At 68.0% G+C, this 14,085-nt stretch carries 13 protein-coding genes; 10 read left to right on the plus strand and 3 right to left on the minus strand.

Translation table 11 applies throughout. The features are described 5' to 3' along the window. Nucleotide 1: 1 nt before the first annotated feature. Nucleotides 2-1,111 (minus strand): LacI family DNA-binding transcriptional regulator, encoded by a 1,110-nt coding sequence (locus tag HDA40_RS40735; RefSeq protein WP_253763431.1) that lies wholly within the window; start codon nucleotides 1,109-1,111, stop codon nucleotides 2-4. 157 nt (nucleotides 1,112-1,268) lie between these two features. On the opposite strand from HDA40_RS40735, the gene HDA40_RS40740 reads away from it, so the two are divergent. The 7 genes from HDA40_RS40740 to HDA40_RS40770 all read left to right on the plus strand — a co-directional run bounded on the left by HDA40_RS40740 (nucleotide 1,269) and on the right by HDA40_RS40770 (nucleotide 10,003). Continuing rightward, the gene (locus tag HDA40_RS40740) at nucleotides 1,269-2,861 is read left to right on the plus strand and encodes an FAD-dependent oxidoreductase (protein ID WP_253763432.1); all 1,593 of its coding nucleotides are present in this window, start codon (nucleotides 1,269-1,271) and stop codon (nucleotides 2,859-2,861) included. Nucleotides 2,862-2,944: 83 nt separating this feature from the next. Continuing rightward, nucleotides 2,945-4,492 (plus strand): right-handed parallel beta-helix repeat-containing protein, encoded by a 1,548-nt coding sequence (locus HDA40_RS40745; RefSeq protein WP_253763433.1) that lies wholly within the window; start codon nucleotides 2,945-2,947, stop codon nucleotides 4,490-4,492. A 32-nt stretch (nucleotides 4,493-4,524) separates the two neighbouring features. Further along, nucleotides 4,525-5,949 carry an N-acetylglucosamine/diacetylchitobiose ABC transporter substrate-binding protein gene (ngcE, locus tag HDA40_RS40750; RefSeq protein WP_253763434.1) on the plus strand — a complete coding sequence of 475 codons (1,425 nt, stop codon included), beginning with the start codon at nucleotides 4,525-4,527 and terminating at the stop codon, nucleotides 5,947-5,949. A 2-nt stretch (nucleotides 5,950-5,951) separates the two neighbouring features. After that, a complete protein-coding gene (locus HDA40_RS40755) occupies nucleotides 5,952-6,869 on the plus strand; it encodes a carbohydrate ABC transporter permease (RefSeq protein ID WP_253763435.1) in 918 nt (305 codons plus the stop codon). Between the two features lie 8 nt (nucleotides 6,870-6,877). Next, complete coding sequence (locus HDA40_RS40760; RefSeq protein WP_253763436.1) at nucleotides 6,878-7,816, plus strand: carbohydrate ABC transporter permease; 939 nt, start codon at nucleotides 6,878-6,880, stop codon at nucleotides 7,814-7,816. 62 nt (nucleotides 7,817-7,878) lie between these two features. Beyond that, nucleotides 7,879-8,037 carry a hypothetical protein gene (locus HDA40_RS40765; protein ID WP_253763437.1) on the plus strand — a complete coding sequence of 53 codons (159 nt, stop codon included), beginning with the start codon at nucleotides 7,879-7,881 and terminating at the stop codon, nucleotides 8,035-8,037. After that, nucleotides 8,030-10,003, plus strand: coding sequence for an alpha/beta hydrolase family protein (locus HDA40_RS40770; RefSeq protein WP_253763979.1), 1,974 nt, complete (start codon nucleotides 8,030-8,032; stop codon nucleotides 10,001-10,003). Before HDA40_RS40765 ends, HDA40_RS40770 begins: the two co-directional genes overlap by 8 nt. A gap of 191 nt (nucleotides 10,004-10,194) precedes the next feature. On the opposite strand, the gene HDA40_RS40775 is transcribed toward HDA40_RS40770, so the two are convergent. Further along, on the minus strand, nucleotides 10,195-10,506 hold the full coding sequence (locus HDA40_RS40775) for a hypothetical protein (protein ID WP_253763438.1): 312 nt from the start codon (nucleotides 10,504-10,506) through the stop codon (nucleotides 10,195-10,197). 181 nt (nucleotides 10,507-10,687) lie between these two features. Continuing rightward, nucleotides 10,688-11,197 carry a GNAT family N-acetyltransferase gene (locus HDA40_RS40780; RefSeq protein WP_253763439.1) on the minus strand — a complete coding sequence of 170 codons (510 nt, stop codon included), beginning with the start codon at nucleotides 11,195-11,197 and terminating at the stop codon, nucleotides 10,688-10,690. Nucleotides 11,198-11,428: 231 nt separating this feature from the next. On the opposite strand from HDA40_RS40780, the gene HDA40_RS40785 reads away from it, so the two are divergent. The 3 genes from HDA40_RS40785 (at nucleotide 11,429) to HDA40_RS40795 (ending at nucleotide 14,031) form a co-directional block, all read left to right on the plus strand. Continuing rightward, a complete protein-coding gene (locus tag HDA40_RS40785) occupies nucleotides 11,429-11,965 on the plus strand; it encodes a DUF402 domain-containing protein (protein ID WP_253763440.1) in 537 nt (178 codons plus the stop codon). Nucleotides 11,966-12,084: 119 nt separating this feature from the next. Next, nucleotides 12,085-12,927: a methyltransferase domain-containing protein gene (locus tag HDA40_RS40790; protein ID WP_253763441.1), complete on the plus strand. Its 843-nt coding sequence runs from the start codon at nucleotides 12,085-12,087 to the stop codon at nucleotides 12,925-12,927. Between the two features lie 219 nt (nucleotides 12,928-13,146). Beyond that, on the plus strand, nucleotides 13,147-14,031 hold the full coding sequence (locus HDA40_RS40795; protein ID WP_253763442.1) for a hypothetical protein: 885 nt from the start codon (nucleotides 13,147-13,149) through the stop codon (nucleotides 14,029-14,031). The last annotated feature ends 54 nt before the right edge of the window (nucleotides 14,032-14,085 follow it).

Here is a 14,085-nt window from a genome sequence, read left to right on the forward strand (position 1 = left end):
TTCACTGGCTGGCCTTTCTGCGCGGCGGCGCCGCGACGGTCGTCCCTTCGGACAGCTCGCATGGGATTCGAATCTGGTCGGGCTTGGATTCCGGCGCGTCGAGCCGACGCAGCAGGGTGCGTACGGCGGTCGCGCCGATGAGCCGGCTCGGCGTGTGCACCAGCGTCAGGGCTGGGTCGGGGGAGAGCACGTTCTGCCGGTCGCCGTGGTCGCCTAGACCGACCAGGCTCAGATCCTGCGGGATGCGCAGGCCCTCGGCGAGCGCCGCCTGGTAGATGCGGTGAATGACATAGGACGATTCGGCGATGACCGCCGTCGCCCCCGCCGCGCGGGCGAACCGTAGTACCTCGGCCTCGTCGGCGACGCACGTGGCTTCGGGCAGGTCGGGGTTCGGCTCGCCGAAGACCACCAGCTGTGCTCGGTCGCCCAGCCGGTGCCGCCGTCGGGCCGCCTCGAATCCGGCACGCCGCTCCAACACCGTCTCGTGCGTGCGGCTTCCGACCACCAACAGCATGGTGCGGTGCCCCAAGGCATGCAACCGGTCGACGACCATCTGCGTGGCGGCGGTGTAGTCGGCGGCGATCCAGGAGACTTTCGGCCCGGCGGCGTCGCGTCGTCCGATCATCACGAAGGGATACTTCTCCTCGGCCAGCCGCTGGATCTCGTCGCCGTCGATGCGTCCGCCGACGAGGATCGCTCCGTCAGCCAGCTCGAGCAGGTTGGTGTTGTGGTTGAAGATCGACCGCTCGCCGGCGTCGTTGCGCGCGCCGGTGAACAGCAGCAGGTTGTGCCCCGTCTGCTCCGCCTCCTCCTCTATACCGAGCAGGAACTCGTAGTAGAAGTCCCGGCTCTCCCAGGGGAAGAGGCGTTGATACGTGAACGCGCCGATGAGCCGGTTACGCCCCCCGGCCAGGCTTTGGGCCGCCGCGTTGGGCACGTATCGCAGATCCTGTATGGCCTGCCAGACCCGGGCGCGGGTCTGCTCGCTGACTCGCAGCGTGTCGGCCTTGTTGTTCACGACGGTCGAGACGATGGCGGTGGAGACGTTGGCCGCGCGGGCCACGTCCTGCTGGGTCACCCGCCGCCGCCCGATCCTTTGGCGCTCACTCATGCATGCCTGCCTGCCCTTGGCGGTCGCCGTGTCCATTCCGGAGACCCGCGCGCATTGACAACGTCATACGGTGAGCCTAGCATCCGCTAAAGCGCTTTAGCCAAAGCTGGAAGCGCTTTAGCACCCGGAGCAGTTCCTGGAGTCGGGAGGCCGACAGATGCAGACCGAAACGCCGATCCTGGTGGTGGGCGGCGGCACCGGAGGAGTCGCCGCTGCTCTCGCCGCGCTCCGCCTCGGGCAGCGGGTGGTGCTGACCGAGGAGTCACCGTGGCTTGGTGGCCAGCTCACGTCCCAGGCGGTGCCGCCGGACGAGAACCAGTGGATCGAGACGTTTGGCGGCACCAGCAGCTACCGCACGTTGCGCAGAGAGATCCGAGATTATTACCGGCGCTTCTATCCGCTGAGCCAGTCAGCTCGGGCGGAGGACGCCCTCAGCCCTGGTGGTGGCCGGGTCAGCCCGCTGTGCTTCGAGCCCAAGGCGGCGCTCGCCGCGATCGACGGCATGCTCGCGCCATACGTGGCCTGCGGCCGGCTGACGATCCTGACCCGGACGCAGCCACAACACGTCACGACCGACGGTGATCGGATCACATCAGTCACCTTCGTAACGGAGGACCTGGGCACGGTCACGGTCGTCGCCGATTACGTCCTTGACGCAACGGAGCTAGGCGACTTACTGGAGCTGTCGGGGACCGAGTGGGTCACCGGGGCCGAGAGTCAGGCCACCACCGGCGAGATGCACGCCCTCAACGGCCCGGCGCAGCCTCTTGACCAGCAGGCCATCACGTGGTGTTTCGCCATGGACTACCGCGATGGCGAGAACTGGACGATCGACCGCCCGGAGGACTACGACTTCTGGCGGAGCTACACGCCCGAATTCTGGCCGGGACCGCTGCTGTCGTGGACCGATGTCGTTCCCATCACCCTCGAAGCCAGGACACAGCCGCTCGTCGCCGAATCGGCCTCCCTCACCGGCGGTCACGCGATCGACCGCTGGACCTACCGGCGGATCCTGTCGGCCCGCAACCTGGAGCCGGGCTTCCTGGCGAGCGATGTCACTCTCGTCAACTGGCCGCAGAACGACTACTTCCTCCGCCCGTTGATCGGTGTCGACGCTGATGAGAAGCAGCAAAACATCGACGCCGCCAAGGAACTGAGCCTGTCGCTGCTCTACTGGATGCAGACCGAGGCGCCGCGGCACGACGGCGGCGCGGGCTACCCGGAGCTTCGGCTTCAGTGGCTCGCCGAGCGTCCTTACATCCGGGAGGCCCGCCGCATCGTCGCCGACCTCACCGTCGTCGAGGAACATCTCGGTGTCGAAGCCCGCGAGGCTTCGGGCCGGCCGACCGGTTCGGAGATATTCGAGGACTCCGTCGGCATCGGCTGCTACCGCATCGACCTGCATCCCAGCACCGGCTCGGGCACACCACGCACCTATGTGGACATCGCGGTTCATCCTTTCCAGATTCCCCTGGGCGCGCTACTTCCGGTGCGGATGGAAAACCTCCTGCCGGCCGCGAAGAACATCGGCACCACCCACATCACCAACGGCTGCTACCGCACGCACCCGGTGGAATGGAACATCGGGGAGGCCGCCGGAGCCCTGGCCGCGTATTGCCTGGCCACCGGGCAGCCACCGCGCGCGGTTCGCGGCAAACCGGATCACCTCGCCGAATACCAGCGGGTCCTGGCCGGACGCCTCGGCGTCGAGCTTGCCTGGCCGGACCGGGTTCGAAAGAAGATCGTCTAACGCTACCGCTCCCTGAACCTCGACGTTTCTGGAGTACCTCCATGCCGAATAACCCCACCGTTTCCCGCCGGATGATGCTACGGATGGCCGCGGTCCTGCCCGCGCTCTACGGCGCCACCCGGGCAAGTGCCGCCGCCGCCACGCCGAGCCAGGACGCCACGGTCGTCCGCGCCTCGCAGTTCGGCTTCGACCCGGTCGACGCCACCGGCGCCTTGACCGCCGCGCTGAACAGCGGTGCCGATGTCGTCATCATCGACAACGTCGGGCAGGACTGGATCACCCGACCGCTGTGGATTCAGCGCGACAGCCTCACCGTCATCCTCGAGGACGGCGTGGTGCTGCGTGGTCTGCCAGGCGGCTTCCCCGACACCCGCGACGGCATCTGGCGTATCCACGAGCGCCATGACATCAAGCTTGTCGGCTACGGCGCGACCTGCGTAATGAACAAGCCCGAGTACACCGGCGAGTGGCGATCGATCGTCCGCATGGGCACCAGCGAGTCCGTCACCATCGAGGGGATGACGCTGCGCGGGGCGCCCGGCGACGGCATCATCCTCGGCGCAGGGTCGAAGAACGTCACGATCCGCAATGTCGTCTGCGACGACAACAAGCGCAACGCGATCAGCGTCATCGCCGCCGATGGGCTGCTCATCGAGGGCTGCGCGCTGATCAACACCCAGGGCACAGCGCCGGAGGCGGGCATCGACTTCGAACCCGACACGCTGTCTCAGCCGATCCGGGACGTCGTCATCCGCGACACGGTGTTCGCGGGCAACAAGAAGTACAGCTTCGAAATCAACTTGATGCGCTATCGGCCCGAGAGCACCCCCGCTTCCGTACTGGTCGAGCGCTGCTACATGGGCCCCACCGGCGACGCGGTCGTGCACGTCCAGCCCGGCGCTCGCGGCCCCGCCGAGCAGGGCACGGTCGTCTTCCGCGACTGTGTCTTCGACGCCGGCGACTCGCCTGGCACCGTCAACGTCTACGGACAGCGCGGCTACGACGGACTGCGTACCACTTTCGAGCGGGTCGCCTTCACCGCGCTGCGCGACACGCCCCGCACGGAACCGTTCGTCAAGATCTGGTCCGGGCTGGTCACCGTCCTGCCCGAATACGGAAACGTCCAGTTCGACGACGCCATGCTGCAGGGCAACCTCGCCGGGCCGTTCCTCGCGGGCGTCGAGGGAGCCGGCGACCCGACGCTGTGCAACGTCCAAGGCGACCTCTGGGCGGTCAGCCCGCAGGACCCGATCATCGACACCGCCGGCGCCACGAAGGACGTCGCGCTCGACATCCGGCCGCACGCCGGCGCGGCCAAGGTCGTGCTCTATGCCGATCGCCGGATGGTACGCCCCGGTGAGACCGCGACCGTGACGATCCGGCGGCTCGGCGACGATCTCGCAGCACCGCTGGTCGTGCGCTACGACCTCGACGGCTCCGCCCGACACCGGGTCGACTACGACGGCCTCAGCGGTGTCGCCGTGATCGGCCCCGGCCACCGCGAGGTGACCGTCCCCGTGCAGTTCCGGCCCACCGCGGCGACACCGGCTGACCTGAACCTCATCCTGCGTCCGCTGCCGGGCACCACCGTGTCCGGCCGCGATGGCGTGACCGTCACCCTCACCGCATGACCGCCCCGCATGAGACGAAAGGCAGCAGACAGATGAACGACGACGCTCACAGACTGAACCGCCGATCCGTGCTGACGCTGGGCGCCGCCCTCGGCGCAGCCCTCACCACGAACGCCCTCGCCGGCTGCGCCACCTCCTCCGGCGGCGGAACCGGCACCAACGCGGCCGGCAAGCAGGCCGCCGTGACCGCGGAGAACCCGCTGGGCGTACCCGCCGACAAACCAGTGGAGACCGTGATCTTCAAGGGCGGCTACGGCGACCAGTACGTGCTCGACGCCCACGCGATCTACAAGCAGCGCTTCCCCAAGGCGGAGATCAAGCACACCGGTGGCCAGGACCTCGGCAAACAATTGCAGCCGCGGTTCGTCTCCGGCGACGTGCCCGATCTGATCGACAACTCCGGCTCCGGCTCCCTCGCCTTCACGCCGCTCGTGGACAACGGCCAGCTGATGGATCTCACAGCGCTCCTGGACGCCCCGGCGATCGACGGCGGCGGCAAGACAGTACGCGACACGCTGCTGCCCGGGCTCATCGAGCAGGGCTCCTTCAAAGGCAAGCCGCACGTCCTCTATTACACCTACACGGTGCACGGCCTGTACTACAGCAAGTCGTTGTTCGCCGCCAAAGGCTGGACCTATCCGACGACCTGGGCCGAGATGCTCGATCTCTGTGCGGAGATCAAGGCGACCGGCATGTCGCCCTGGACCTACCAGGGCAAGACTCCCAGCTACATCCTCACCCCGCTGATCATGATGGCGATCAAGGCTGGCGGATCGGCTGTCCGCAAGTCGTTGGACAGCCTCGCACCGGACAGCTGGAAGCAGCCCGCGGTCCTGGCAGCCGCGAACGCCATGTATCAGCTGGCTGAAAAGGGCTACGTCATGCCCGGCACGTCCGGCCTGACGCACGTTCAGGCGCAGACCTACTGGGCGAAGGGCCGGGCCGCGTTCATCCCCTGCGGCTCGTGGCTGGAAAGCGAGCTGGGCACGGTCACCCCGAAGGGCTTCGACATGGTCATCGCGTCCCCGCCGTCGCTGGACAAGAGCGACGCCATGCCGCAGGCGGCCATCCGCGGCATGGGCAGCGAAGGGTACATCGTGCCGTCGGCGGCGAAGAATCCGTACGGCGGGTTGGAGCTGCTGCGCATCCTGCTCTCGCCCACCGCCTCGAAGAGCTTCACCAAGCAGACGCAAACCCTGACCAGCCTCGCCGGGTACACCCCGGAGCAGGCCGGTAGCGGGTTGCAGTCGATCCGCGACGCGCTCGCGGCGTCGGGCACCAACACCTTCTACTGGCGTTACGGCACCTGGTACTCCAAGCTCCAGCAGGAGGCGTCCGCGGCGACCAGCGCGCTGATGACCAAGGAGATCAACCCGGACCAGTGGGCCCAGCGCTGCCAGAAGATGGCCGACACGCTGCGCAACGACCCGTCCGTGCCGAAGTACGAGGACGCCTGATCATGCGTGCGGGAAGTCGCGGCTTCATCGTCTCCGCCCTCGCGGTGCCGGTGATCCTCTATTGCGTGCTGGTGGTCTCGCCGTACGCCCAGTCGTTCTACATCTCGCTGACGGACTGGAACGGCTTGTCACCGCAGCGGAACTTCGTCGGCCTCGCCAACTACACGCGGCTGGTGCATGACGACGTCTTCTGGATCTCGTTGTGGCATAACGTGATCGCCGTCGTGGCGATCCCGGTCGTCACGCTGGCGCTGGGACTGTTCTTCGCCACGATGATCCGGGTCGGCCGCTACCGCGCCCGCGGTGGCACGCTGAACGTCCGCGGCGGCGCGTTCTACCGAGTGGCCTACTTCTTCCCGCACGTGCTGTCGATCGCCGTCGTCGGCGTGCTGTTCGCCAACGTCTACGACCCCACGCCGAGCGGGCTGCTCAACGGCCTGCTCGGCGTGGCCGAAATCGACGCGGTGAACTGGCTCGGCGACAAATCGACGGCGTACGCCGCCATCCTCGCTGTCATCGTGTGGCTGTCGGTCGGCTTCTACGTCGTCCTGTTCACCAGCTCGATGAGCGTGATCCCGGTGGAGTTGTTCGAGGCGGCCCGCCTCGACGGCGCCACCCGCTGGCAGACGTTCTGGCGGCTGACGTTGCCGCTGATCTGGGACACCGTGCAGGTCGCAGGCGTCTACCTCGGCATCCACGCCCTGGACATGTTCGCCATCGTCAACGTCATGTCGGCGGCCGGCGGCTCGGGTGGCCCGGACAACGCCACCCAGGTTCTCGGCAACTACCTCTACCTCACCGCCTTCTCCGACAGCGAGTTCGGCTACGCCACCGCCATCGGCGTCGCGTTGTTGCTGCTGACCCTGCTGTTCGCCTGGGTGTCGCTGCGGCTCACCCGGCGTGAACGCATCGAGTATTAGGGACCGCCATGAGCCTGAACGCACCATCGGCGCCCGCCGTCGACGAGCAGAACCCCGCGCCACGGGCCACTCCTGCCGGTACGCGGCGCGCCGCCTCGGGCACCGCGACCGATCGGACCCTACGCGGCACGGCTCTGAACGTCTTCACCCACGGGATCCTGCTGACCTGGGCCGCGATGGTCGTGCTGCCGCTGGCGTGGGCGGTGCTGTCCTCGTTCAAGACCAGCGACGAGGTGCTCGCGAGCCCGTGGAGTCTGCCCGCCACACCACGGTGGGAGAACTTCGTGGAGGCGTGGACCACGGCCGAAATCGGCCGCTACTTCTTCAACACGGCCGTCGTGGTGACTCTCGGCTCGGCCCTGACGCTGAGCATGGGAGCCCTCGTCGCCTACGTCGTCGCCCGCTACTCGTTCCGCGGCAACCGCGCCGTCTACTACCTGTTCGTCGCGGGCATGACGTTTCCGACGTTCCTGGCGATCGTCCCGCTCTTCTTCATCGCCCGCGGCCTGGGCCTGGCCGACTCGCTGATCGGGCTCGCGATCATCTACTCCGTCTACAGCCTGCCGTTCGCGGTGTTCTTCCTGACCGCGTACTTCCGCACCCTCCCCGCGGCACTGGCTGAAGCCGCCTTCATCGACGGCTGCGGCCACTGGGGAACATTCCTGCGGATCATGCTCCCCGTCGCCCGGCCCGGGTTGGTCAGCGTAGGCATCTTCGTCGTCCTCGGCCAATGGAACCAGTACCTGCTGCCGCTGATCCTGCAGTCCAGCCCGGACAAGTACGTGCTCACGCAAGGACTGGCGAACCTGGCGGTCAGCCAGGGTTACGCCGGGAACTGGAGCGCGCTGTTCGCCGGGCTGACCATCTCGATCCTGCCCGTCCTCGTCGTCTACCTGAGCTTCCAACGCCAGATCCAGGCCGGCATGGTCGCCGGCGCCATCAAGTGATCCCGCCTCGTCCGTGAATTGTGCCCCCACACACTCGGCCGAGTCGTGAAGGAGGAACCTCCGTGTCCACCAGACCTGTCGCCCGGCGTTCCGTGCTGATCGGCGCCGTCGCGCTGGCCCCCGCGACCTACCTGCCCAGAGCAGTCACCGGGCCCGCCGTCCGCTGGGGCAATCCCGTCACCGGCCTGACGGGCACCATTCCGGTAGGCACCTATGGCTGACGCCGAAACGGCGCCAGGGTTCAGCGCGTTCCTCGACGGGATGTGGGATCCGTCGCTCCAGGTTCAGCACAACGTCTATCGCCGGACCAGACAACTGCTCGCGGCCGGACGCGCGGCCAACGACCAGCTGCTCACCCCGGACGACGTACGGCGGCGGCAGTGGGAGCTGCGCCGACTGGCCCTGGACGCGCTGGGAGGGGACCTGCCGGGCGACCGGCGGGTCCCCACCGCCCAACCCGCGGGCTCGGTGCGCGGGGACGGATACCGCGTGGACAAGCTGCTTGTCGACGTCGGCTCCGGAGTCCTCATCCCCGCCAACCTCTACCTGCCGGAGCCGCTCATCGCGCCGGCAGGGGCCGTGCTGTTCCTCTGCGGGCACGCCGACACCGGCAAGGCGGCATCGCGTTACCAGGCGATGTGCGCTCGGCTCGCCCGCGCGGGCCTGGTCACGCTGACGTTCGACACCATCGGGCAGGGCGAGCGCAAGAGCTATCTCGACTCCGACGGCCGCGAGATCATCCCGGCCAACGTGTTCGAGCATTCGCACGCGGGGGTGCAATGCTGGTGGGCCGGCGACTCCATCGCCCGCTATTTCGTCTCCGACGCCCGGCGCATGCTCGACTACCTCGCCGCGCGCCCAGAGGTCGCCCCCGACCGCATCGGCGTCGCCGGCAACAGCGGCGGCGGCACGCTCACCACCTGGCTCATGCTGACCGAACCGCGGCTGGCGGCCGCGGCCCCCAGTTGCTTCGTCAGCTCACGCGAGCATTACCAGCGGTCCGGACAAGCACAGGATCCCGAGCAGATCATCCCCGCCGGCGTCCTCCACGGCCTCGACCACGAGGACTTCCTGATCGCGATGGCACCGAAGCCGACGCTGGTGATGTCGGCGAACTACGACTTCTTCCCGGTCGAAGGAGCAGTACGGACGGTGGCACGCACCCAGCGGATCTTCGACCTGCTCGGCGCGCCGCCGGACACGCTTCAGCACGTGCGCGGCGACCACGACCACGGCCTGCATCCCCACCTGGCCACCGCGGCGGTCCGCTTCTTCGCACGTCACCTCGGCGGGCGGGCGGAGTTCCCCGAGAACGAGCCGTCGCTGCTCAGCACCGCAGATCTACGGTGCACGCGTACCGGACAGATCGTCTGGGACGCCCCCGAGAGCCCCCAGGTCTTCGACCTCAACCGCGAACGGCTGGCCCAGGCCGACCCCGGCGAAGGACTGTCCTGGCTGCGGGAACGCCAGCGATTCGGCCGCGAACCCGGTCCGGAGTTCTACCCGCGCTGGTGGCCGGACCGCAAGCCGGGCGTCCGCAAGGCGTTCTGGTGGCCGGAGCACGACATCATCAACGCCGCCGTGGTCTTCGACCCACCCGGCCCGGCCGACGGCATCGACATCCTCGTGCTCGATCGCGGCACCGACGACCTCCCCGCGTACCAAGCCGCCTGCGAACGGGCGGCCGCCGCCGGCCGGCACGTCGTCGTCCTGGACGTGCGGGCGACCGGTTCGTTGCGAGCGCACCAGATCAACGAATTCGGCTTCGAGGCCACCTACGGCACGACGTTCAAGCTGGTATGCGACCTGATAGGCCTCGGCGACAGCCTCGGCGCCGCCCGCGTCCACGACGTGCTGCGGGCGGTGGAGTTCGTGCGCTCCGAGCCGAGCCTGGGCAGGCCAGGCATGCCCGTCCGGCTCGTCGGCACCGGGCACGGCGCCTATCTGTGTCAGCTCGCGGCAGCGCTCGAACCCCGAATCGAGCAACTGATCTGCCTCACGCCGCCACTCGATCCCGTTGAGGTCGTCAACACCCGCTTCTACGGCCCGGAACGCGATCACCAATGCCTGATTCCGGGCCTGGCCAAGCACTGCTCACAGCAGGATCTCGACAAGGCGCTCGGCGACCGCCGCTCAACCGCCGACAGCTGGTTCACCACCGTGGCACCCCCAGGCGCGCAGCCATAGTGCCGGAAGGGCGCGGATCACGAATCGATCGTTGGGGGAGGGAGGCATCAGCGCTTACCTCGACGTCGGTACAGTCCGACGCTGCGGTGCTGATCTTGATGCGGGCGCCGCGGCGTCATGGGCGGCGCTTCTTGACCGTCTGGGCGGGACTGCTCCCACGAGCCGCACAGCTGCTAACGGGCCCGGGCTGGTCACGGGCGGGAAGTGCCGTGCCGCGGGCGCTGCTGGAGGTTGGGCATGGCGTCGGTGGGTTCGGTCAAGGTAGTGATGGCGCTACTTGCCGCCAACTCCAGCCGTCGGCCGCCGGCCGCACTGGACATCGCGGTGCGGGCCAGTGAAGTCAGCCGGTACGCCTGCCGTAGTTGCTGGGCGGACTCACGGCGGGCATGCCGCACATCGGCGTGCAAGACGTGAATCACGGTTGCTGTCAGCGCCGAGAAGAGGACCGCAGTGACCGCGCAGGCCAGTAGCAGTTGGGTGTAACTGAACGCGGCAGCCGACATCAACGTGCCCCCTCCGGGTCTGATCCGATGTTCCGAAGGTGGTTCCCCGGACGCTGGAGGCCCAAACAGGATGATCACCAGTGAGCTTGCAGCCATGAACGCGGACGGCCCGCACCCGACCAACCTCCGGTACGCGTGGCCGCTCAGGCGGCATTGGGATGGGCGTCGCCCAGGCGATCCGCTACAGGTCCAGCAAGTAGAGGCTGAACGTCGTCGGCGTTCCATCCGGTTGAGTGTCTCGATTGGACGGAAAATCCCTGAGGTAGCTGAACCCGGCCTTCTGTGCCACACGAACCGATGCCGAGTTCTCTGGCTCAACCCGGATAGCGGCTCGCGTCCCGAGTTCCTCGGCTCGAAGGACGTCGCAGACGAGCTGGACTGCCTCGACCGCGACGCCGTGGCCGCGTGCCCACGGGTGGACCGCGTAGGCCAAGGCTACGTCGTCAGGGTCGAGCCCGTCATCGAGGTCAGGGTTGTAGTCGATGTATCCGCAGAGCCGCCCGGACTTCCAGATCCCGAACCCGCGCTTGCCTACTCGCGCGTCGGCATTCCCCGCGAGCCACTCGAAGAATTCGATGGTCCCTTCGACAGTGCCGTAGCCCCCCGTCAGCCAGCGAACGGTCAGCTCGTCTTCCCCAGCACAATGCGCCTGTGCGTCCGCTGCCGTGAGAGGCCTGAGTTCGATCGTCACCCGGCAGACCGTATGTCGCGCAAATCAGCACGTCCAACGCCTTTCGGCGCCGGCCTCGTCAGCCATAGCCGCCTGGTGGTGGGCGGGCGGCGAAATGGCGAGCCGTCCAAGTGAGCCGCCGAAGCGGCATCGGTTCCGCTGCGCTCGGCTGATCTCCCGGGTCGACCCGCGCACCTGCTCAGGACGCAAATTGCAATGCGATCACGTCGGGCCGGTGGCACGCTGTCCGGCGTGACTGGCAGCCCGGACAATGAGCTGATACCCGTTACCGTGATCCGCGACCACCGGATTCGCGCGGCCGGACGCCGACACGATGACGTGATCGTCTACGACTGGGGCTTCGACCTGCACGGGGTCCACTACGAGCAACGCAGCTACATCCTGCTCGACGACGGAATTCAGATCAACCAGCCGGTGATCTTCCCACCCGAGCAACAAGGCTGGTGGTACTGCGACCTCGTCAAGGTGACCGAGACGCGAGATCAAGTGGCCGTCGAGGATCTGTGGATCGACGTCATCGTCGGACCACCCGACCACCCCTACCGAGTTCTCGACCTCGACGAGTACGCAGCCGCCGTCGAACGCGGCGAGCTCACACCCGCCGAAGCCGCCGACGGGCTCATCCGCACACAGCGCTTCCTCGACCGCAGGCTCAACCGGCGCGACGAAGTACTGCGTACCTGGCCCGACTTTCCGCCGCAAGCCGTCACGTCGCTCGCCGACGCCAGCTTCCACCGAGACTGGTCCCTGATCAAGGCGGGTTCCTGAACCCGCGTACCGGGCTTGGCTCGTATCGACGTCGCCCGGCTGCCTTGCCTGTCGTAAATCGCGCGTAATCATCCTGTGTCGCGCGGACACGACAGGTGGTTGGCAGTGAGGATGTGGGCATGAGTTCACCGCAGCCGGATCCCGGCCTTGAGCCGGACGCCCCCGGGTCTTCCCCCGATCACCGCTACCTGCTCGACAACACCCGGGTGGAGGCGGGCGAGCGGTTCATTTGGCTGGCCGAGTTGTTCGACGGAGTCACGCGTGGGCATTTCGACCGGCTCGGGCTGAGGGACGGCTGGCGCTGCTGGGAAGTCGGCGCAGGGGGTCCCAGTGTTCCCGAGGCGCTCGCCGCCGCCGTCGGGCCATCCGGTTACGTGCTGGCCACCGACATCAACCCGGCCTGGTTGGACCCGCACGGCGAGTACGAGGTGCGCCGCCACGACATCGTTGCCGACCCGACGCCGCAGCCGGGCACGTTCGACGTTGTGCACGCGCGGCTCGTGCTCGTCCACGTGCCTGACCGGGCCCGGGCGCTGGCGTCGATGGTGGCGGCGCTGCGGCCTGGCGGTTGGCTGCTGATCGAGGACGCCGACACCGAGCTGCAGCCGCTGGCCTGCCTCGACGAGGTCGGCCCGGCACAGCAGCGCGCCAACCGGCTGCGGCGTGCCTTCCGGGCGTTGATGACCCGCCGGGGCGCCGACATGCGCTTCGGCCGTACATTGCCGCAGGCGTTGCGGTCGGCGGGCCTCGTCGATGTCGCAGCAGCGGGCTGCTTCCCGGTCGGCGGCACTGCTTGCGGCCGGCTGGAGGCCGCGACGGTCCGTATGGTCCGGGCGGAGCTGCTTGCCGCCGGGCTGGCCGACGACGCCGAGATCGACGCGCACCTCGCCGCCGTCGATGCCGGCGACCTCGACCTCACGCTCGCGCCGCTGATCTCAGCCTGGGGACGCCGCCCGGACTGAGTGGCCTGCCCTGAGCGTCGCATGCGGATGGAGGGCGGCGGAAGCGAGGCGGACCCCGGCTCACCGGCCAGTCCGATGGCTCGGTATCGGCCGGGGCTGCGCTGAGATCGGCGAGTGGGAAAGCACCACAGCGTCGGACTGACGACGGCCATGTGGATGAGTTCGGTGCTCGATATATCGATTACTGTGGTTGATTCACCGACTACGAGGGAGCCCTCCATGCGGGGATATCGACACTGGTCCGCCGCCGCGATGGCAGTCGTCCTGCTGCTCGTGTCGCCGGCGCCGACAGCGAGCGCCGCCGGTCCAGAACCGGGCGGTCGCATCCTCTATCTTCAGTTCGACGGCTCGACGGGTGTCTACGGGGCACTCAAGAGCGTTCGCCCGAACGGCCTCGACGGCCAGGACTTCGCCATGCAGTTGGGATTCGGCGCCTCGCCGGATTACTCGCCCGACGGCAACAGGATCGCGTACATCCAGGGTTACAGCCTACGGACCATGGCTTCCGACGGCACTGACGATCGATGGCTGGTGGACGCGCCGTACGGGCCTGCGTATCCGCGCTGGTCACCGGACGGGCAATGGGTCGTCGCCGAGTCCGGTGGCGACATCGTGGCGGTGCACCGGGAGGGTTATCCGTCTGGGTGGGTGAACCTGACGGAAACTCACGGCAACAACGACCTCATCGCCGCGTGGGCGCCTGACGGCCGTCACTTCGCCACGGCGGTCTACCCCGGCATCCGCGTCTACAGCGCCGACGGTGTCGACATGCGTAGCCTCAACGAGATGCCGGGGGCGTACCGCCTGGACTGGAGCCCGAACGGCAGAGTGATCGCCATCGAGGCGCTCGGCGATCTGTGGCTGGTGAACGCCGTGTCCGGCACGGTACGCAGGCTTACCAACACCCCCGACGTGCAGGAGATCAGCCCGGTGTGGTCGCCCGACGGGCGGTGGCTGGCGTACGGACAAGGCCCCGGCGTCCACGATCCGGAACTCCCGGGCCTCACCACCGACCCGATGATCTGGCTGATGGACGCGAACGGCCACAACCGCCATTCCACCGGCGTACACGGCCTCCCGAGCAGCTGGCGTGCGGCGGCCTGACGAGGTACTGGTCCAGCTGATAGCTGACTGGCGGCGGCACGCGCGCCTGCTGAA

This window comes from Hamadaea flava (assembly GCF_024172085.1).
Taxonomy (GTDB): Bacteria; Actinomycetota; Actinomycetes; order Mycobacteriales; family Micromonosporaceae; genus Hamadaea; species Hamadaea flava.